Annotated in this window: 19 protein-coding genes; 10 read left to right on the top strand and 9 right to left on the bottom strand. The window is 41.6% G+C overall.

Features of this window, described 5'->3' with window-relative positions:
* Positions 1-237 precede the first annotated feature (237 nt).
* Entirely contained in the window at positions 238-1,974 is a 1,737-nt protein-coding gene (locus QNM18_RS14050; protein ID WP_284137580.1) for a hypothetical protein, read from the top strand.
* 73 nt (positions 1,975-2,047) lie between these two features.
* On the opposite strand, the gene QNM18_RS14045 is transcribed toward QNM18_RS14050, so the two are convergent.
* On the bottom strand, positions 2,048-2,887 hold the full coding sequence (locus QNM18_RS14045) for an SPFH domain-containing protein (RefSeq protein ID WP_211011580.1): 840 nt from the start codon (positions 2,885-2,887) through the stop codon (positions 2,048-2,050).
* 175 nt (positions 2,888-3,062) lie between these two features.
* Here QNM18_RS14045 and QNM18_RS14040 point away from each other — a divergent pair, with 175 nt between their 5' ends.
* The 5 genes from QNM18_RS14040 (at position 3,063) to QNM18_RS14020 (ending at position 6,596) form a co-directional block, all read left to right on the top strand.
* Entirely contained in the window at positions 3,063-3,539 is a 477-nt protein-coding gene (locus QNM18_RS14040; protein WP_284137579.1) for a GNAT family N-acetyltransferase, read from the top strand.
* 468 nt (positions 3,540-4,007) lie between these two features.
* On the top strand, positions 4,008-4,475 hold the full coding sequence (gene bufA2 / locus QNM18_RS14035; RefSeq protein ID WP_211011582.1) for a BufA2 family periplasmic bufferin-type metallophore: 468 nt from the start codon (positions 4,008-4,010) through the stop codon (positions 4,473-4,475).
* Positions 4,476-4,538: 63 nt separating this feature from the next.
* On the top strand, positions 4,539-5,384 hold the full coding sequence (gene bufB, locus QNM18_RS14030; protein WP_211011583.1) for an MNIO family bufferin maturase: 846 nt from the start codon (positions 4,539-4,541) through the stop codon (positions 5,382-5,384).
* Positions 5,371-6,162 carry an HvfC/BufC N-terminal domain-containing protein gene (locus tag QNM18_RS14025; protein ID WP_284137578.1) on the top strand — a complete coding sequence of 264 codons (792 nt, stop codon included), beginning with the start codon at positions 5,371-5,373 and terminating at the stop codon, positions 6,160-6,162. Before bufB ends, QNM18_RS14025 begins: the two co-directional genes overlap by 14 nt.
* Before the next feature lie 8 nt (positions 6,163-6,170).
* Positions 6,171-6,596, top strand: coding sequence for a hypothetical protein (locus QNM18_RS14020; protein ID WP_211011585.1), 426 nt, complete (start codon positions 6,171-6,173; stop codon positions 6,594-6,596).
* Positions 6,597-6,676: 80 nt separating this feature from the next.
* On the opposite strand, the gene QNM18_RS14015 is transcribed toward QNM18_RS14020, so the two are convergent.
* Positions 6,677-7,042: a hypothetical protein gene (locus QNM18_RS14015; RefSeq protein ID WP_211011586.1), complete on the bottom strand. Its 366-nt coding sequence runs from the start codon at positions 7,040-7,042 to the stop codon at positions 6,677-6,679.
* The gene (locus QNM18_RS14010; RefSeq protein WP_284137577.1) at positions 7,039-9,507 is read right to left on the bottom strand and encodes a reprolysin-like metallopeptidase; all 2,469 of its coding nucleotides are present in this window, start codon (positions 9,505-9,507) and stop codon (positions 7,039-7,041) included. The genes QNM18_RS14015 and QNM18_RS14010 overlap by 4 nt, the downstream gene beginning before the upstream one ends.
* A gap of 398 nt (positions 9,508-9,905) precedes the next feature.
* Between QNM18_RS14010 and QNM18_RS14005 the strand changes: the two genes are divergently transcribed.
* The gene (locus tag QNM18_RS14005; protein WP_211011588.1) at positions 9,906-10,088 is read left to right on the top strand and encodes a hypothetical protein; all 183 of its coding nucleotides are present in this window, start codon (positions 9,906-9,908) and stop codon (positions 10,086-10,088) included.
* Between the two features lie 37 nt (positions 10,089-10,125).
* On the opposite strand, the gene QNM18_RS14000 is transcribed toward QNM18_RS14005, so the two are convergent.
* The 6 genes from QNM18_RS14000 to QNM18_RS13975 all read right to left on the bottom strand — a co-directional run bounded on the left by QNM18_RS14000 (position 10,126) and on the right by QNM18_RS13975 (position 16,090).
* Entirely contained in the window at positions 10,126-10,863 is a 738-nt protein-coding gene (locus tag QNM18_RS14000; RefSeq protein WP_284137576.1) for a substrate-binding periplasmic protein, read from the bottom strand.
* A gap of 181 nt (positions 10,864-11,044) precedes the next feature.
* On the bottom strand, positions 11,045-11,503 hold the full coding sequence (locus QNM18_RS13995; protein ID WP_211011590.1) for a nuclear transport factor 2 family protein: 459 nt from the start codon (positions 11,501-11,503) through the stop codon (positions 11,045-11,047).
* A 75-nt stretch (positions 11,504-11,578) separates the two neighbouring features.
* Positions 11,579-12,319, bottom strand: a complete 741-nt coding sequence (locus QNM18_RS13990) for a ferredoxin--NADP reductase (protein WP_284137575.1) — start codon at positions 12,317-12,319, stop codon at positions 11,579-11,581.
* 54 nt (positions 12,320-12,373) lie between these two features.
* Positions 12,374-13,393, bottom strand: coding sequence for a tetratricopeptide repeat protein (locus tag QNM18_RS13985; RefSeq protein WP_284137574.1), 1,020 nt, complete (start codon positions 13,391-13,393; stop codon positions 12,374-12,376).
* Between the two features lie 763 nt (positions 13,394-14,156).
* Positions 14,157-14,858: a purine-nucleoside phosphorylase gene (gene deoD, locus QNM18_RS13980; RefSeq protein ID WP_211011593.1), complete on the bottom strand. Its 702-nt coding sequence runs from the start codon at positions 14,856-14,858 to the stop codon at positions 14,157-14,159.
* Positions 14,859-14,875: 17 nt separating this feature from the next.
* Positions 14,876-16,090, bottom strand: coding sequence for a phosphopentomutase (locus QNM18_RS13975; protein WP_211011594.1), 1,215 nt, complete (start codon positions 16,088-16,090; stop codon positions 14,876-14,878).
* A 310-nt stretch (positions 16,091-16,400) separates the two neighbouring features.
* Here QNM18_RS13975 and udk point away from each other — a divergent pair, with 310 nt between their 5' ends.
* The 3 genes from udk to QNM18_RS13960 all read left to right on the top strand — a co-directional run bounded on the left by udk (position 16,401) and on the right by QNM18_RS13960 (position 21,674).
* On the top strand, positions 16,401-17,030 hold the full coding sequence (gene udk / locus QNM18_RS13970; protein ID WP_211011595.1) for a uridine kinase: 630 nt from the start codon (positions 16,401-16,403) through the stop codon (positions 17,028-17,030).
* A gap of 17 nt (positions 17,031-17,047) precedes the next feature.
* Positions 17,048-18,271, top strand: coding sequence for a NupC/NupG family nucleoside CNT transporter (locus tag QNM18_RS13965; RefSeq protein ID WP_211011596.1), 1,224 nt, complete (start codon positions 17,048-17,050; stop codon positions 18,269-18,271).
* A gap of 376 nt (positions 18,272-18,647) precedes the next feature.
* Positions 18,648-21,674 carry a TonB-dependent receptor domain-containing protein gene (locus tag QNM18_RS13960; RefSeq protein ID WP_284137573.1) on the top strand — a complete coding sequence of 1,009 codons (3,027 nt, stop codon included), beginning with the start codon at positions 18,648-18,650 and terminating at the stop codon, positions 21,672-21,674.
* The last annotated feature ends 3 nt before the right edge of the window (positions 21,675-21,677 follow it).

Raw genomic sequence — 21,677 nt, 5'->3', positions numbered from 1 at the left:
CTATATTTAGTAGTCTGCTGCGCATGAATTAGATATTGTGGTAAGACGGTTGCCAACCGTTGAAATCAAACTCCAGATGTAATATCTGCAAGCCCCACAGTTCAGCCTACACTTAAATACTATGCCGAACAGCCTTATACAGCTCATGACAAAACGAGCCAAATAATAGATTTGTTCATTCTCAATATATTGATATCATTATTTTAAACTGGAAGACCTACTACATATGGAGCAACAATGAAAAAATCTCTTCTCGCGCTCGTCACAGGTACCGCCATTGCGTCCGGCGGCTACTTTATTGCACAACAAGGCGCCAATAATAATAACTTTGCACATTTAGACAACGTGCCTGACGATACGCTTTTTTTGTGGTCACAATTAAACAGTTTTCCTTATCTACAATATTTGGATGTCTTACCAGATACATTAAAAAATGTTGATGATATCAATAATTTTGTTGCAGCGATGCAAGGCCAAGAGGTTGATTCAAACACTCAATTCTTACTAAATATATTGGATAAATATGCTAATAGCTTAAAATCATCCAAACAATTCACCAGCACTTGGGGGGTCAATAGCGACTTTCAAGCGCTTGCTTATTCGGTCGGTTTACTGCCTGTCCTTCGCGCTGAATTGGGTGACCCTCAAGTGTTTAAAAACACAGTTATCAACGCAGCGAAAGAAGCAAATATTCAATATGAAGACACCAATATAGAAGGTATTCCAGTCACCAAATTCCTGATAGAACAAGAAGGTAATAAAATCTTTGATTTATTGGTCGCTATTGACGGTAAATGGGTGACGGTTACCTTTGATACCCCAATCAACGATCAGAACGATCTTAAAATTGCGCTCGGTATTACAGCCCCAACAACACCACTAAGTAGCACAGACAAGGTGCAGCGTTACATCCAGGACCACCAGCTCGACGGACATGCACTTGCGTATCTTGATACAAGGCTTTTAGCGGATATGCTTACTGCCAAAGATCCACAAAGTAAGTCGACACAAATGCTGGATAAGATACTGGCGCTCACAGACAGCGAAAATGCATTAGACAGTGTGAGAAACCCAAACTGCCAGCAGGACTTCTCTGACATTGCGAACAAGTGGCCAGCCGTCATTACGGGTACTCAAGCGTATGAATTTTCAAATAACTACGGTGACATAACAGTATCAAGCGTAATTGCATCTACTGATACCAAAGTTTTAAATGCCCTGAAAAATATACGCGGCTTTTTACCACAGCATACTCAAAGTGACAGCGACGCCATGCTTGCACTGGGTATTGGATTCAACGCGAGTCAGCTCTCGCCTTCAGTCAATACTATCTGGGCAGCTTTTGCCAGCGCACAATTTAACTGCGAACCACTCGCACAATTACAAGCACAAAGTAAAGATGCCAACCCGGCACCATTAGCGATGGCAACAAGTATGCTTGGCACACTAAAAGGTGTAAGTCTCACGGTATTTGATGCAAACATCGCAGACTTAGTTAGAGTAGACAATACAGATTTGAGTTCTGTTGATATGTTACTCACTGTATCTGCTGACGACATGTTAGCATTATTTAATATGGCAAAGAGCTTCGCTCCAGACTTGGCGGGATTGACACTACCTGCCGATGGAAGTGCCATTGAAGTCAACCAATATTTACCTCCAGACTACCAATCTACAGCGCCGCTATACTTAGCATTAAAAGGGCAGCACCTGACTCTATACATAGGTAAAACAGCGCAGCAAACTGCGGATGCGTTGAGCACGCAAACCGTGACGGCTAATGGAATGGTGAACTTCGCTGTCAATACGGACAAGATCATGCCTATGCTACTCCAAGCAGCAGAGCTCTCTGGTGAACCTATTACTGATGATATGGCTGAGTTACTGAGAGAAAGTGGCAAAGTGCACTTCTCTTTAGACACCACAGATAAAGGTATTGTTGCTGATATTACAATCAAAGTTGAAAGTCAGTAAAACAACAAGGCCGAAATAGCATTGCTATTTTGGCCTTACATTTCACTAACTAACGAAAAGCACGTAGTTCAAATTATTTAAGCCCTTTCACTAACGGCATACCATTGGTTCCCACTGGGATATATACCGTAGTGTGGTTTGGTGATTCAGCCATTTTAAGCTGTGCATTAATCGCTTCATGCTGGAGGTAATTTTCGGTCAATGTCGAGTTTATGATTTTTTGCGCCTCGGCAATCCCTTTCGCTTCTTCGATACGGATCTCCGCATCTTTTTTTGCTATCTGTTTTTGAGTTTCTTTTTCAGATAGCAATTGCTGCGCAGCCAATTTTTTCTCCACAGCTTTAGCGACAATATCTGGGTAATTAATATTGCCAACCACGATGTTTTTTACTTCAAATGGAGTGGCATTTAAGTATGTTTGCAATTTAACGGTGACCTCTTTGGCGATGTCATCACGACGCGCTTTTAATTCACCACTATCAAATTTTTGCACGGCATTTCGCACATAGGTTCTAAATGTCTCTCTCACAAAGCGTGCATACCAGTGCTCGCCACCATAATTTTCAACAACGGCCTTCACTGTTCCTGCGCGAATAGATACCACCGCATGAAAGTCAAAGATAATATTTAAATCATCATTGGCAAGTATTTTGAAATTTTCCGTATAGGTATTGGGTCGCATGTCAATGTTAATGACTTCATTGCGCAGTAGCGACATACCAAAATTACTGGGCCCTTGAAGAGTGCCTTGATAACCACCAGAACCGAATATTCTCGGCTTTTCATAAACATACCCTTCGAAGCCTGCTGGCGTACTCGGGTTGCTACACGACCCTAATCCAAAAATAGAAAACACAATCACGGCAACAAAACTAAATATTGTGCCAATGGGCAAAGACTTTTTCGCAAACATAATGAACTTTATTTATCTATAAACGCCCTATACTACTGGCTAGACTCTAGAAAATAAATTGATAAAAACGCCTAACAACTTATTGGGTACAAGCAACCGTTAAATTCAGTTACACTAGGTTGGACATAGGTTTATCCAAACCGACGATTTTTAGAGCAACGGGCTGGGAAATACAATGACCATAGAGCCAGATAAAATACTGTTTAGAAAAGCTAAATTAGAAGACAAAGCCGCACTGTTGGTATTAGAGCAAGCCGTCGTTGACGCTGAACGACCGTACAATTCGCAAATTAAACCACATGCATATTACTACAATTTAAACGACCTTCTGCAAAGTGAAAATGCCTGGTTGCAAGTTGCAGAATATGACAATGAAATCATCGCAACAGGCTATGTGCAGATCAGACCTTCAAAACAGTCATTGACCCACGCTAACCACGGTTATTTGGGTTTTATGTTCGTCAGCCCTGAGTTTCGAGGCCAAGGGCTCAATAAAAAAATCATACAACATTTGATGAGCTGGGCTGAGTCAAAAGGCGTTTATGATTTCTACCTCGATGTATATAACGACAATCAAGCCGCAATTAATGCATATCAAAAGCTCGGATTTAAGCCTTCTTTGTTAGAAATGAAAGTTAATACCAAGAGCTAGGACGCATTCGTATTGGTACAGGGTGACTCTAACTGGTAAAATGATGCCAGCTAGAGTTTGCCGCCACCGCACACAATTAAAGGCACAAAAGGCTTCGGTAACACTTGCCTAAGTAAATCAGCGCCTTCAACTCAACTTCTTTGCTAGAGATTTATCACTCTAAATGATTTCTGAGCAGTTAAGTACTTCTCTTCATTCTGCGCTCCAATTGCTAAATTTTCGTCATAATTCCCTCTACTCCTTTACTCTATAAATAAATTTTTCGTCTACACTGAAATTATTCTGCAGCTCATAAGGTCTTTTGTAGCAAGTCGTCCGGAGCGCATAAACTTTGCTTTTTTTGTATCGCGCGAATTTGCAAAAAAAGTCAATAAATCGAGCTCTGGAGTGGTGCTTTTCCTTAAATAAAATACAGCCCACTCTAGCTAGCTCTATATTTTGGCATAACCAAAACACGAGGAATCGACAATGAAAGCATTAACAGGCGCCGCAATGGCAATGATGGTAGCAGGTCTTGTAGGCTGTAATGCCACTGGGGACTCAGGCCAATCAGCTAGTTCTGGTGCATCGGCAAGTTCAGGTGGCGCTAAAACAGACTTGGTGCATTGCTATGATGTAAATATTTGTGGTGGACACAACGATTGTAAAACAGCAAGCAACGCCTGTTCAGGACAAGCGTCTTGTAAGGGAACTGGTTTTGTGGGTATGCCTGCAAAAGCGTGTGCTGATGTAGGTGGTAAACAAAAAGACAACTGGGTTGGCAGTGTTGCGAAAGCCGATTTAGTGCATTGTCATGATGTTAACATTTGCGGTGGTCACAACGATTGTAAGACTGCAAATAATGCATGTGCAGCACAAGCTTCATGCAAAGGCACTGGATTTGTAAATATGCCAGCAAAAGCGTGTAAAGATATTGGCGGTAAGGTCGGTAGCTAAATGACATGTCAAAAGCCTACCTGCGCGTAGGCTTTCATTTCAACTTAAGTTGTGAGGATAAGATTGAAAAATACACCCCCACCTTTTGTCGGCTTTGGTCTAGGCCTACGCACTTGCTACTTTGAAGAGATCCTAGACACAGAACCTAATGTTGACTGGTTTGAAATTATCTCTGAAAACTACTTTGTTTCCGGTGGCAAACCTTGGCACTACCTATCCCAAATTAAAGAGCGTTACCCCATTGTGATGCATGGCGTATCGATGTCAATTGGTAGCACATCCGACGTGAACTTTGACTATTTAGCAAAACTCAAAAAAACCATAGAGCGTGTGCAGCCGCTTTGGGTCTCTGACCACTTATGTTTTTCTTCCCTTGGGGAGTTCAATAGCCATGACTTATTGCCCATGCCCTATACCGAAGAGTCACTTGATCACTTAAGTCAAAGGCTCTCTATTGTGCAAGACTACCTTCAAAGGCCATTAATTCTGGAAAATGTCTCTAGTTACCTCACCTATGAAGTATCGGAAATGAGTGAGTGGGCATTTCTTGCGGAATTACACAAACGAACACAATGCCAATTTTTACTCGATATTAATAATATTTATGTCAGTGCAAGAAACCACGATTTTGCGCCGCAGGAATTTATTGACGCGATACCTGAATCAGCAATCGCACAAATTCACCTTGCCGGACACAGTGATTTTGGCAGTCATATCATAGATACTCATGATCAACCTATTTGTGATGAAGTTTGGCAATTGTTCGAACAGTTTGCGAAGGCGAGAATGCCTGTCAACACCATGATAGAGAGAGACGATAATTTCCCAAGTTTCAAAGAGATCATGGCTGAACTTGAGCAAGCTAGAGGACTCGCCCCTGCTTCTTGGAGCAAACATGAGTACGCTTAAAAAATTACAGCATGACTTTGTTGCTATGCTCCAAGAGCAAAACACAACCTTTACTGAACACATCGCCAAACAAAATGGACTGTCTACAGCCCAGCGCGGTGAAATTTATCAAAACGCTTATCAAATAAGATTAAAAAAAGTACTAGAACAAGATCATGAAATGCTAGGCCTATACCTTGGTGATGAGTTGTTTGATCACATGGTTGAAGAATATTTAAGTCAGTACCCTTCCCGCTCTGCTTCGCTTAGAGAATTTGGTGATCGTATACCACAACTTCTAAAATCATCACCACGCTTTAAAGAGCATGGTATTTTAGCCGAAATAGCGCTTTTTGAGCGATTGTTGTTACATGCATTTGATGCTGCTGATAGCCCAACTTTACAACTGGCGCATTTACAATCCATAGAACAAAGCGCCTGGCCAAATATCGTTTTTCAACTTCATGATAGCGTTCAGCTACTAAGCTGTGAATACTCGGCTGTGGAAAGCTGGCAAGCACTAAAAAATGGCGGCTCACCGCCATCGCCAAACCAAGGCGGTTTACGTCATTGGATTGTTGCACGAGCACCGGATAAACGCACTGGATTCTATCCTTTGTCACAATGCCACTTTCAATGTTTGACTAGCATTGAAAAAGGTCTACCGTTTGGATTTGTGTGTGAAGCCGCAGCCAATGTCGTGGGTGACCAACAACAAGGCACACTGCAAGTCATGCAATTGCTCCAGCAAGGCATTGAATTGGGCTGGTTTATTGCTAGCCCTCAAGGCTCTCAGTAGGAATTGAGATGAAAATACAGCAAAAGCTACAGCTTTACCAAATCAGCGTGATATTTAGTATGCTGTTTGCGTTGGTTGGCTTTAGCTATAACACTTGGCGGCTTGAAGTTTCTGAATACAATAATAATGTTAGATTAGCGAGTTTTGAAATACTTAAAGAACTCGCGGCATTGGAGCAATTGTTATATGTTGCGCACTATGATCAAGATATGCAGTCTGCCAGCCCTCGTAAAGGTTGGATTAAAGTAGGGCTAATTAAAGATTTCAGCTATTTGACCAACAAACAAGTGCAAGTCGGCGCAACTAACCTACAAAAAACGTGGTCTCAAAATTGGGAAAACATATCAACTAGTAATCAGTCTGTAGAGCTGATAGTAAACGACATCGACGAGGTGAGGGCGAGTATTAAAACGCTCCTCACGTCCTTACAATAACGTCACATTTACCCATGATCTTGCATCGACAGCTCGTGCAGCCTGTTGTCGAAAGGCTTGTGCATACCTCAAAAACAATATCACGAAGACTTTTTACACCGAGCATATATCTCTAAATTATAGGCCTTCGCAAATTCATATCGCTGTAAATGCGTCCTCTTATCCTGTTCAGATTTAATCACATCACCTGTTCCAGACAAATACTTTATACCACACTGCGCTTTCAGCGCAGTGAAATCCATACTCTCTAACCCGGGGATCACAGGCCGACGTCCAGTTGTTGCATATAACCTAAGATCATTACTCTCAAGCGCAGACGACACGGCCTGGGAAACACTTAACTTATTTTCCATTTTATCTTTTGGCTCATTGTGAGTATCTCCGTAGCTATCCGCACATCCATTTAAAAGCCCGCCGATAAAAACTAAAAGTAGTTGAATTTTCAATTTCCTCTCCCAGGAACAGCCCTCAATATAGGCAAAGCCACCATCATCCAAATTAAATAAAAGATCCCTCCAGATGAACCGCTATCACTAGATTGTGGAACTGAGACAGTTATTGCCACCTGTGCCGTCGACTCAGCCCCACTGGCATCTCGCACGACATATGTTAACTGCTCAGTTCCAGAAAAATCGGCCGCAGGAGAGTAGGACAACTGGTTGTTCGACACAGATACACTACCAGTTCCCTGATAATTTATAGTGCCAATTGACAACGCATCTCCATCAATATCACTGTCGTTATTTAGAACATTAAACAAGTTACTTTGGCTATTGACGTTCACCGTAAATGAATCATTTTGCGCAGTAGGCGCATCATTCACTGCTGTAACTGTGATTGTCGCATTGTAGGTATCACTTGTTAATTCGCCGCGTGTGGCTGTAAGTGGCACCGTCAATGTGCCATTGAAATTCGCAGCAGGAGTTACCGTGAGGCCACTAGCCGTATAATTGTTGCCACTACTGATGGTTAAAGACTCAGCGTTAAAACCACCTTGGTACTTAAAGTTGCTTATAGATAAAGTAATGCTTGTATCTTCTGCAACTTCTAATGTTTCTTGTTCTGATATATGCGGAGCAACAGGCTCGGTACTTCCTTGGATTTGAATATTGCCACTGTTGACTGCAAAAAATACATTGTTGCTACACATTATTTTAATCTTGCCAAATGACGAACTGGCTAACCCAGAGAGAGCCACATCGTGCTCACCATCATTAGTCACATCATCTGCAATCAAAGTGGGAAAGGTCTCTCCTCCATCCAAAGACAATAGAATATCAACAGAGCTACACGATACAGGCGCATTTTGTGTATCTGCGGTATGCCACCTGACAGTTTGTGTGTCCAATGTCCACTCGGTGTTATCACTTGGTTCTTGTACAGAAAACCCCTGTTGATTGCCAATCACAGTTACTGTCATCGCATCATCAGCAATATTGCCTGTACCATCTCGCACCAATAGTCTAAAGTTCAATGTTCTACTGGTCGTTGGTAATGCTTCACCGTAACTTACAGAGCCCGATAGAACATCTGACATTTTTGGAAAAGTTCTAGTACTCGACTCTGTGGGGTTAAAAACTCTAAATAAAGGCCCTGTACCTCTATCTATTGCATCTTCTTGTGGGCTATTAGTTGCACTTCCTAAATCATATTGCTGCCAGCTATAGGTTAAAGAGTCTCCATCCGCATCTGTCGCGCTCCCAGTTAGCTTAAAGGGGGTTCTGGCTGGTATAGTGTAATTATCTCCAGCATTTACAATCGGCATTTGGTTAGCCTTGGCGTTTCTCACACCACATGAGCTTCCTCCACCTTGTCTGGTATAGGTCGCCATTTGTTCTATCGAGTGGATATGAAAGTATGGATCTGAACTAGCCTGTAGATTTTGCGCTTCACAAATTCCCGTATAACCCATAATTGTGGAGCCGCTACCCGGCTCAAAAGCAGATCCTGCAACATGGTTACTTGATTCACAAGCTCCCATCTGCCCATTGAATGTATGATCAGCTCCCAATTGATGACCAATTTCGTGAGCAACATAATCAATTGCGAACGCATCATTAATCGGCTGTGGATTACCGGTTATCCCTTCAGCTTTAGCTTCACCACAAGCCACACCAAACCCGGCAAGCCCCCCGGCACCTGTACCAACTAAATGCCCTATGTCATACCCAGATACCCCAATCCGGGCATCAATCACTGCTGTTATTTCATCAATATCAGAGCTTTCGTTGGCAAATGGGTCAGCTGACGCATCAAGGAATATCAACTCATCGTTGCTTTCAACCAATTCAAAAGAAGTAGATAGATCCCGCATATAAACTTGATTAACGCGATTGACTAATGTGACTAAAGCGGCCATAACACTACTTTTAGTTCCGCCATGAAACTGAGCATACTCTCCTGTTGTTGCGATTGCTAAGCGATACTTTAAATCATTGGTGATAGGTGTACTAAGACTTGGTGTATCAACCCGCTGCGCGCGATACTCAAAAGAGTTATTGTGTTTTCTGGGTTCCCGCAATAGATAATCCGAGTGACGACCATGACTTGCAATGGCATATTTGTAGTACACTCGGTAAAGCACCTTAGCTGACGCTGCTTCTGTCATTTTTGGTTCAATAAACACCCGTTTCCCGGCCAAGTCGTATACACCAAAAAAACCATTGGGTGAATAATCAAATGTACCTTTCACAGCAGGGTTGTTAGCCTGTACGCCAATATAGGTTTTAATCTCAGGATACTTTTCTGCCAACGATTTTGGCATCACCGAATAGGGCGTTAAGTTAAATAGCAACAATTCACCACTTGGACTTGGAAGCTCTATCTGAACAACCCCTTCTCCAACTAATAGATCTGACAATTTGGCCGTATCTAAATAAGTCCGCTTTAATCCATCACTCTGGGCGCTCATTGATTTATGCTGTGGCGCTGACCACAAATCAGTTTTACTTTGTACGCTAAAAGATGCCAATAAAATCACGAAAAAAATCAAAAAGGATTTCAGCATGAGTCTTTCCAAATTTTTATCATTATTTAATACAGCATAGTCACAGAAACCCGGCTTGCTCATAAAACGCATAAATTTTTATCCCTGAATTGACATTAAAATGCATCGACAGTAGTTGATTTGTAAGATATTACCCACATGCGCTGTGCGTGATTCATGTCATTGAGTGTAATTGTGCCTAAATACTCATCAGACCTCTTGAAAGGGCTAAACAAAGGCTCTAGAGTTAGCACATCATTTTTGCAAAGGGATAGGCAATGATTTTTTTAATTCGTTTTATTACTTGTATAGCAATGACAACGATGTCATTAATTTACTTAATTGAAATGGAGTTCTTGAAAACAACACTTTTAGCTCTGCTCGCAATCATTTCAAATCCTAGAACAAAACGTGCGCCACTCGAATATGACAATGGTAAGCGATTGTTTGATAAGTATCTAGTAGATAAGCCAAAAAAAGGCCGTAACACATTGAAACCTTGGTAGAGAGCATTTAAAAATATCACCATTCTATAGCGAAGTTTTAAGGGCCAACATATTTACGATTGTGCTCTGCTAAGGCCCTTCTTACTTTGTTAATAAGCTCTTTATCAGTATTTAGGTTAAACGCCATACAAGCACGCCTATCAGAATTATTACGCACTTCGATAACAGGCGTCACAACATCATAACTCACACCAATAGCTTTGAGGGTTTCATACATGGTGTACTCAGTTGTTAACAAAAAATCGATTCTATTTGCGAGCAGCTTGCGCTGAGAAGCACTGGGATCGGCTGTAATATCTAGATTAATGCCAGCTTCAAACCCATGTTTTACCAAATATTCATGTACAACACTGCCTCGAACAATAGATATCACGTATTTCTTTGCGTCTTCCAATGAGGCAACTTGAATATCATCTCTGTTTTTTAGCTTAAATAAATATTGCCGAACAGGCCGCATTAGAGGACATGCCCATTCAAACATTGTCTCTCGGTCACCGCTTCGATAAATTGAATAAATCATGGTATTGGCTTGAGTTCTGGTCAGCTTCATCGAGCGAGCCCAAGGATATAGGTTAATATCGTACTCTACACCAGCGAGCTCCAGCACTTCGCGCACTTTTTTAGTAGCACGGCCAACTATTTCGCCCTTTTGATTTGCATAATTATAAGGAACCCACTCTTCAGTCACCACTTGAAGTTTTGGCAAGTTTGCAAAAACCCTCTCTTGGTGAAAGCAACATAAAAGCACTAATATCAGTGCTAGCTTGTCTGCCACGCGGCTCCTCCAACTTACTCTATAAACGAAATCAGTGCGCTTGCTAAGCATAATTAAGGTAGAGTGATGCTTTTAAGAATAGACGTTAAGAGATAATCATAAAAATAAAATCAGCAATTAGTTGCACAAATGGAAGACTCCGCCTGCATTTAAGCGGAGTCGAATTAAGAATGGTGTATTTTTACCTAAAAAAGACCACTTTTTTAATTTTGCCTTCTTCAATCTGGTAGCTCGTAACGAATTCCGATCGCTTATCCACAACATCTGGCTTTTGTGTGCAAATCTCAGAAGTTTCATGATCTATCACAATATTACCATTTGTAATTCTTTTTATTGACGTTGATTTCAAGCACTGCATTTTTTCAAACATCAAGCCATAGCGTTTAATTAACTGCTTTTTTCCCTTAAACATGAGCGTTTGCGGGTACATATAAAACTCAACATCATCATCGTAAAGCGCCAAAAACTGACGAATATTTTGTTTGTTATATGCCAAAATTAACTTGTCAATGACTGCTTCAGCCGCTTTTTCTTGATCTGACTTTTGCAGGTTATACTCACTTGCCTTGTCTTCAAATGCAGGGTTTGCGAATGCAAGCCAAGAACTTAAACCGAGTACAAAAAAAACGATATACCTCATACTTCCCCCTATTTGGTACGGGCAAGTAAGTATAACAAGTTTATATACCGTAATACAGTTAAGCGCGCATTCAGTTCACCAGTATTGTTCTACCGTAATATGCCCTGGCTCAGCCCTACGATGTTTTTTAAAACCCATTTCCTGCAATAGAGCTGCTGTGTCTTTTACCATATCGGGGTTACCACAAAGCATAAAGTGACTATTTTGTGGCATAGATGTCATATTGCAGTATTCCACTAACTGATTGTTTTTCAAAATACCTGTAACCCTACCACCGAGCCCATTTTCAGGCTTCTCGCGGCTCACCAAAGGGACATAAGTAAATTGCGGGAAAAGCTTTTCGGTTGCACGGATCAAGTCCTGATAACATAGATCAGTGTTAAGCCTCACTCCGTGTACTAATACAACACGATCAAACTGCTTCCACAACTTTCCGTCACTAATAATTGATAAAAATGGTCCCACAGCAGTGCCGGTCGACAACATCCAAAGGGTCTCTCCTTGCGGTACTTCATCTAAAACAAAATAGCCTGAAGGCTTGTTATAAACCCACAAGTCATCACCTTCACTTAACTGAGCAAGCTTTTCAGATAGAGACCCGTTTTGGACTTCTATTAAGAAAAACTCCAGTAGCGGGTCCGCTGGTGAATTAACAAATGAGTAAGCGCGCGCAACCCGTTTGCCATCGATATCCAACGCCAGTTTTGTAAATTGACCTGCTTTAAACCCTTCTATATCGGCCGCTACTTTTAAACTAAATAAGCTAGGCGTCCACCAATTTACTTCAATAACTTTTCCAATTACCCAGTTTGACATACCTGCACCACAATAAATGCATATACTAAAACAATGGCATAGAATGGAGGCTTGTCAAAGATCCTGACACCATCGTTTTGCCAGATTAGCTTGCAATTTTTTATTCATAGGTCGTTTTTTTGGTTCCTGCGGTATTAGAAATTCAGCGTTGAGTGACTTAAGGATCTTACGAACTGGGTTTTCATAGCCACCTTTAAGCAATAAGTCCACATGACGAGTTGTATAACTAGCCGCCTGCTCTGAGATCATATTGGACTTAACGCTTTTAGCCATGAAATCCAGCCACTTTAGATATTGCTTATCACTGTCAGGTAAATAAGTATCAGATGTAGCGCGTAATTTTTCACGATAATTTTCATACAATTCAACTTTCCTTTCAATCAACGCCGCACCAAGTAAATTAACCGTTACTCGTGTCGCATTGCGGTGGTGTTTGTCCGCCAGGTAGTGACGTCGAGCCGCAATAAAGTATTCAACAGCAGACTCAGAGTTACCCAACACAATTGCAGTATTGCCTTTAACCACTAATAATCCGGCTTTTCTTCTTCCATTGAGTATCGCTTCATCGACGCTTTGCAGAATTTGAAAGCTAATAGCTGGTTGATTGTTCATGCGATAAGCGATGGCCAAATTAACTTTAGCAGTCATTTTTTCTACGTTATTTTGACTGTGTTTTAATGCACACTTATAGGTTTTAATCGCATCATCAAGTTGTCCAGTTAGACGATAGGCTACACCTATTACATTAACTACTGTAAACGTGTAAGGCTGGCTGTAAGGCACGAGTCGCTCGTCTGAAAGATGTTGTGCAAGCTCTTCAATTAATTCAATATCTTGAACCTTACTGGCCGCAGCGAGTAAACTGCTGTAAATAGAAAGGGCCTCAGCACTGTTTAATTGCAACAACTTTTCTGAATTCTTTTTATAGTATTCAATCGCTTGAGTTGGGTAATTTAGCGCAAGGTGTTTCACTTCTTTAGGGTCGGCTTCAAATTTAGAAGCAGGTATCACAGTGGCGAATACATCACAGTGAGTGATTATTAACATCGCCAGTAGGTAATTTAAGTACTTCATTCGGTTTGTCGAATCGCTTTGATGAGTTAACCATAGTACAACAATGCATTTTTAGAAACATTGATTTAAATGCGAAAATCGACTGGAGACCTTAAAAATTGCTAATATATAAAGAGATTAAATATAGTCGCATATGACAAAGCCACACAGACAGTCTATTTGATTTACACTGAATGAGCATAAAGGGCTGCGCTCAAGTGAAGATCCAGCATATTTTAACTCGATTATGCATCTTGAGGACACTCAATCTCATTGTCACAAGTTTCCACTCTTTTCAGCCATATCAACCCATACTAATGAACACCCTAGATAGCAGTTTCACGGCGTATTCTATCACGGATACTTATTGCAACTTTCGCCCCCGAGAAAGCCCCCCTTGCGCAGCGCCATTAACGCTTTTCTTAAATAGTAATCGTCATTTATTCAGTGCAAATAGCGATTGATGTAACCCTATTCCTCAAGATCCCGTTGATCAATTTTTAACGCGCTAAAACTTTGATAGGAAATTTGAAATATGTTACTTCAGCGGCAAACTCTCTCAGAGTTAACTTAGTCGAATACTATTAATCGTGGATTTTATTTAGCTTTAATAATAATTTTAATGAGTATCAACGCTATTTAGGACGGGTCAACAAACAAAAAAAAGCCGCACTAGGTGCGGCTTTTTGGGTGTGATTCGCTTTGTTTTAGGCGTGTCTCCAAAACTCTGCGATTACGTTACCAAGGAACTGTTCAAGCAGCGTCGCAATAACGCTGCTTTAAATTAAATTGATTCTAATGCAATTTTAACCATTTCATTGAACGTACTTTGACGCTCTTCAGGTGGCGTTGCTTCGCCTGTGATTACGTGGTCACTTACCGTAAATAATGCCATTGCTTTGGCACCATATTCCGCTGCAACACCGTACATGCCCGCAGTTTCCATATCTACAGCTAAGACACCTAACTTGTCTAACTCTTGATAGAAACTTGCGTCAGCTTGATAAAATGTATCTGTAGTAAATACGTTACCCACTTTTGCATCAATACCTAGCTTTCTTGCTGCATTAACGCCATTTTCAAGTAAGCCAAAGTCAGCTATAGCAGCCATATCGTAGCCACGTACTCGTGCTCTGTTTACATTTGAGTCCGTACTTGCACCTTGTGCAAAAATCACATCACGGATTTTTGTGTCTTGGCTGATCCCGCCACACGTACCAATACGTATCAAGTTCTTAACACCAAAGCTTACAATTAACTCTCGAGCGTAAATAGACATCGAAGGGATGCCCATACCTGAGCCCATAATGCTCACAGGCTTACCATTGTAAGTACCAGTAAATCCAAACATGTTACGAACGTCAGTAACTTGGCGAGCATCTTCTAAGAAGTTCTCAGCAATATACTTTGCACGTAGTGGATCACCAGGCATCAATACCGTTTCAGCAAAATCACCTGGGTTTGCATTAATATGCGGAGTACTCATAACATGTTTCCTTTAACTTAAGCTGTAACCAACTTGTCGGCAAAGCCGTCACCATATTCAAGTGCTTCAAGGTTAAACCACTGGGCAAGCGTTTGACCTATGTCTGCGAAGCTGTTTCTTTCACCTAATGGAGTATTGTTCATTCCATTACGGTATGCCAATACAGGCACATATTCTCTTGTGTGGTCGGTACCAGGCGCTGTAGGGTCGCAGCCATGGTCCGCAGTTATAATCAGCACATCGTCGTCTTGTAATTTGCCCAATATCGTCGGCAAATACGCGTCGAATTCAGCTAACGCCTCGGCATACCCAACGGCATTGCGTCGATGTCCAAATTTTTCGTCAAAATCCACTAAATTAGTGAAGATCAAACTATTATCTGGCGCAGAATCTATCACTTCGCTGGTTTTATTCAGCAAATTCATCAAACCCGGCGCTTTATGTTTTTGAGTGATACCTTGGTGTGCATAAATATCTGCAATTTTACCAATGCTGATCACCTCACCACCATTGGCTGCTAACTTGTCTAATACAGTTGGCGCCGGTGGCAACACAGAGTAATCGCGACGATTACCTGTACGAATAAAGTCGGCACTCGAAGTGCCTATAAACGGCCGCGCAATCACTCTACCTATGTTCATTTCATCAAGCAGTGCCCGTGCGATTTCACATACTTGATAAAGTTTTTCAAGGCCAAATGACTGCTCATGAGCGGCTATTTGAAATACACTGTCAACTGAGGTGTAACAAATTGGCATGCCTGTTTTGACATGTTCCTCACCCAGTTGTTCTAAAATCACTGTGCCAGAGCCGTAACAGTTCCCTAAAATGCCCGGAATATCAGCTCTTTTACACAGTTCATCTATAAATTCTTGCGGGAAACAAGGTTGAGTATTTGGAAAATAACCCCAGTCAAATAAAACCGGTACGCCTGCCATCTCCCAATGACCAGACGGGGTATCTTTACCACTCGAAAGCTCTTTTGCATAACCCCAAGCAGCTGTAGGTTGCTGACGTTCTGACACTTGGCATAGCTCACCACCTGCGGCTTCACAGGCATCAACCAACCCAAGTTTGCTCAAATTAGGGATTGCTAACGCTTCACCTTTTTCCTCTTTATATGCTTGTAAAAGATGAGCAAGCGTATTGGCACCTACATCACCAAATTCATCTGCATCTGGTGCTGCTCCAATTCCAAGGCTATCTGCCATTAATATAATTGCTCTTGCCATATATCACCTCTCATCTTTTGTCTGGGCCGTATTTTGTTTTTATAAAGCACTTGTGCTCCCAGAGGTCGTTACTTTATTGCTACCTAAATATATCGTACAGGACATTAGTCCGCTGTCACAAAACCATAATATATCTTCACAGTACCCATTTTAAATAAATAAAAAATCTGGTTATACCAGAGGACATAAGTCCTGTTTTGAATAGGCCAAAACATTTAAATTTGATCCTTAAGCGAGGCAAAAGAGATTAATCGTGTCTTTTTTGCTATTGTGATCTTCCAACGTTAACAATAGCTGGGTGTGAACTTTAGTGACACGAACAATTATAGCCATAGCTGGCGCTTCTGCGTCCGGTAAGTCTCTTTTTAGTCAAACTATATATAACGAGCTAGTAAATGAACTTGAGTCAGGCACTATTGCCGTTATAGAAGAAGATGCTTACTATAAAGATCAATCGCATTTGCCATTTGAGCATAGAACTCAAACAAATTATGACCATCCGGATGCGTTTGAGCATGCGTTGATGAAAGAGCACCTTGCACAATTGCGTCAAGGTAAATCAGTACAAGTCCCGACTTATGATTATGCTCAACACACACGCAGTAGTGAGACACGCACAGTGAATCCGGCAAAAATTTTAATTGTCGAAGGGATTTTACTGTTAAGCGACCCAGCATTAATAGAAGAATTTGATATAAAGGTATTTATTGATACCCCGCTTGATATTTGTTTATTACGTCGTATGCAACGTGATATCGAGCACAGAGGCAGAAGCATTTCTTCTGTTGTTGAGCAGTATCAAGCAACGGTAAGGCCGATGTTTTATCAATTTATCGAACCATCGAAGCACAATGCCGACTTGGTCGTGACCCGTGGCGGTATGAATCGCGTTGCGATTGATATTATTAAAAGTAAAATAAAATATTTGCTGCAAGAATAAAACGGGAACATTTTGGCATGACAACAATAATGAGCCTAGTCGGCATGATGATGCTACTAGGTATTGCTTTCGCGGCTTCAACGAACCGCAGCGCAATAAACAAAAGAACTGTAGGCATCGCATTTTTAATGCAAGTCGTCATCGGCGGCTTTGTACTATTTATAGAAGCAGGTAAAAACGCACTGGCAGCAATGTCAGCTGCTGTATCATCTGTTATTGGTTATGCCAATGACGGGATCAGCTTCTTATTCGGCCCTCTGGCCGCTCAAGAAACGATTGGATTCGTATTTGCAATTCAGGTGCTACCTGTAATTGTATTTTTCTCCGCGTTGGTTGGCGTTTTATACCACGTAGGGATTATGGAATGGATAATTAAGATTTTAGGTGGTGGATTACAAAAACTACTTAAAACATCACGCCCAGAGTCTCTTTCTGCAACTGCGAATATCTTCGTAGGTCAGACCGAAGCGCCTCTGATTGTGAAGCCGTTCATTCCAAAAATGACACAATCAGAATTATTTGCCGTCATGGTGGGTGGTCTTGCAACCGTAGCAGGTTCGGTTATGGCTGGTTATGTTGCGATTGGCGTAGATTTAAAATACCTAATTGCAGCAAGTTTTATGGCCGCGCCAGGTGGTTTTTTAATGGCCAAGATGATTGTGCCTGAAACAGAAAAAACCAAAGAAAATTTAGCTGAAGTAGACAGTGGCGAAGACAAACCAGTTAACGTCATTGACGCAGCCGCCGCGGGTGCCTCAAGTGGTATGCACTTAGCACTTAATGTAGGTGCAATGTTATTAGCTTTTGTCGCACTAATCGCGCTGATGAACGGTTTACTCGGTGGCATCGGCAGCTGGTTTGATCACCCTGAACTGACGTTGCAAGAGATTTTAGGCTATGTCTTTGCACCGGTTGCTTGGATGATTGGTGTACCGTGGGCAGAAGCTGTAACAGCCGGTAGCTTTATCGGCCAGAAATTAGTAGTCAACGAATTTGTTGCTTACTTAGACTTTATGAATTATCGCGATGGGTTATCTGAACATACTCAAGCAATTGTCACATTTGCGTTATGTGGATTTGCTAACCTGTCGTCGATTGCAATTTTACTAGGTGGACTAGGCGGTATGGCCCCTAGTCGTCGAAAGGATATCGCACGCTTAGGGCTCAGGGCGGTTTTAGCAGGGTCAATGGCTAACCTAATGAGCGCAGCAATAGCAGGTTTTTTCCTCTCGCTAGCTTAGAAACTTAACGAGATATGCCGCTTTTGCAAAACAATTGGTTGGTTGCCTTAAGGGGTTAGGGTAACCATACTAACTTGAACGATACTTCACCAAAGGGCCTATATGGCCCTTTTATCGTTTCTATACATCATTATTCCTTATTGCACTACTCCTACTTAATACGTTTTATTTAAAAGCGTCTCAAACATGATCACGCTCATTATTCTCATCTTGCCACCCTTTTAATTTACATTTAATAAACATATAATTATAAATTAATAAACAGTTGATACGCTGCAATACGACCTGTTGAGTCACGGATGTTGAGCGTATTGTCATGTACATCGACTCAATGTTTGATTTTTTACTGACTAATTTGTGTGATTAAGGAAGTTTAGTGTTATCAAGTAAAAAACCTAACATAGCTGCTTTCTCTATGGTTATAGGCGTAAGTTGCATATGTAAAGCAAGCGATATATCTGTACCTGAACTCTCCTCAACGATTAAAAGGCAGAGTCATACAAACCATACCCATATCGAGCGTATAGCTGTCACGGGTTCTCACCTAACACATGGGCAAAACCACAGTACTCATACACTCGTGACTATTTCTGACAAAGCGATTGCACACTCTGCTTTTTCCTCACTATCAGAAGTTTTAATCAGTGAAGTACCACAAATCAATGAAGGGATCAGTCACTCGAATTCTCAAAATAGTACGCATAACTCAGGACTTTCTACCATTGACTTACGCGGCTTAGGGCTCAACCGTACACTTACGTTGATTGATGGTCGCAGGGTCGTTTCTAACAGCTACTCTGGTGATTTAGTCAGCCTATCAACTTTGCCCAAAGGCATAATTGAACGGGTTGAAATCATCACCGGAGGTGCTTCAGCCGCCTACGGCTCAGGCGCAATATCCGGTGTTGTCAATATCCTTACAAAACAAGCGAAAGATGATATGTCATTTTCGGTGCGTATTGGGGAAAGTACGTCTGGCGGCGATCGTGAAGTCGCCTTTAATGGAGATATCGGCACCCACTTCGCGGATGGACAAGGTATGTTATTGCTAAGCACCTCATATTTAGAACAATTTGGCTTAGATTATTGGGATAGGTCTCGCGCACAGCAGCAAGATGATTGGCGTTATGATCATAAAAGAATGTGCAATACCATGCTTACAGCCATGTATGATAGCCATTATCGAACTGCTTATCGGTGTATGCGCGACATCGAACAATCAGAATGGACTTCACTAAGTGACGCTTTACCCGGCGGTGTGTTCAATGAAACCAGCAGCTTTCAGCCAAATTCTGGCTTTTGGTATGAGGGCCAAACCTTGCGTCAAGACTGGCAAGAAGAAGCACATGGCATACACTATAATCAATTTAACAAATTAAAAATCCCAAATAAGCAGTTCAACATAGCTGTAAAAAGTGAACTTGATTTGAGTTTAGGCAATCGCGCTTACTTTCAAATACACCACAGCCAAAATGATGCCCACAATGTAAAATCACCAGAAAATGAAGACGAATGTGATATGGTTATCACCTTCGATCCATCCCAGCAGCAATTCGGCTCTGATTGTATTGGGACAATTCCCTTTGATAACCCGTATGTTCCCGCCCAGATCCGTGCACAGGTCAACCACGCCGATATCAAATGGGATCGCTTATTTCAAGAAGTAGGTTTGGTGACAAATGACAATACAAGGGCAACCACTCGAGCTTGGGCTGGTCTCAATGGTTTTTTCAACAATGACTGGCAGTGGGATACTGCCGTCGGCTACGGTATGTTTAAGCAAAAGCAAACTCGATTCAATGAGATCAGAGTTGCCCATGTTAGACAGGCATTAACAGTCGAACAGCTCGAAGATGGCTCAATACGTTGTCGGGATCCAAAAGCAAGAAAGTCGGGTTGTGTCCCCATTAATTTATTTGGAGAAGGGGCAATCAGTGACGCAGCGGCCAATTACATTAGAGCAAATCCAACCTTAGACACTGAGATCTCTCTAGTTTCGCTTTCAGCAAATGTCTCTGGCCCCCTTGTGGTACTACCAAGTGGTCCAGTAGATGCGGTTTTCGGTTTTGATTATCGCAAAGACAAACAATCCGTGTCGACAAATGTTCCAAATGGCGGCGTTACATTCAATTATATACCGAACTTTTCAGGCGATGTTTCTAGCTATGAAGTATTCACCGAACTGTCCTTCCCTCTTCTCAATGATCTCCCGTTTGCCAAACATTTAAATCTATCACTCTCAGCGCGTGCAGCTGATTACAGTTGGGCAAAAATGGGGTTAATCCAAAGCTATAATCTTGGTCTGAGCTATCAACCTACGTCAAGCTATTCACTCAAACTAAACTGGGCAAAAGCAATGCGTGCTCCTACTATTACCGAGCTAATGTCTCCCGTTAGAGGCGATTACAACGCATTTTATGATATTTGTGATGGCGTAACAGCCACTTCAACACTGGCAGGACATGAAAACTGCCGAAAAAACTTAGGAATACAATCCGCCATAGCGCAAGATGGCGTGTTCCACGACCATAACAATAGCTATTCACCAAACATCGGTAATCCGAATTTAAAGCCAGAAACAGCATACACCTCTACTTTAGACTTTGTCGTGACCCCACAAGTTATCCCAAATTTGACCCTCAGCGCCAGCTTATATCGGATTAAAATCGAAGATGTGATCACCACGCTGTCACATCACGATATCATGATGCAGTGCTATCAAAGCAGTGCGCTTAATAGTACTGAAAACCTCATGTGCCAAGATATAAAAAGAGACCAAGATGGGCAAATTATTGAACTAAAACAACGATTGACTAATGCCAATGAGCTGATCACTCAGGGTTATGATGTCACGGTCAAATATATTTTTCCGTTCAACACGATTGGGCAAATTAATTTTGACCTTACTTGGAATCACGTTATTGAACACGCTTTAGCTTCATCAAACACGCAAGAGAAAAAGTATGAGTCTCACGAAGGTTATTTAGATCACAACATATTTGAAGATACAGCCACCGCTTCTGTTGTCTGGCAAAACAAAGATTGGCGAGTTCGCTGGAGTACATACTACAAAGGCCCGATAAAACGTAGCAAACGAGTGTATCAAAATTGGCACAATAATATGGCCTTAAACACTGAAAATTGTAATAGAAGCTTAGACTCTTGTATTGCAACTCCTGAATTGCTCTGGGGTAATGACCTCCCTTCATTCACCACTCACGCGCTCAATGTTTCATATCGGCATAAGATCACCTCAAAGAGAGTGCTAAGTTTTTCTGGGGGCATACATAATCTCTTCGACAACAAAGGACCATTTATTATCGGCGGAAATGGTAACTTTCACAGTGCATACGGTGGCGGGCGTGGGCGCTATGTCTCCCTCAAAGCACAATATTCATTTTAATGT

The sequence above is a fragment of the Pseudoalteromonas obscura genome, from assembly GCF_030135505.1.
GTDB classification, from domain to species: Bacteria; Pseudomonadota; Gammaproteobacteria; order Enterobacterales; family Alteromonadaceae; genus Pseudoalteromonas; species Pseudoalteromonas obscura.
Note: the sequence above shows the minus strand (reverse complement) of the source record. Positions and strands in the feature narration are given on the sequence as shown.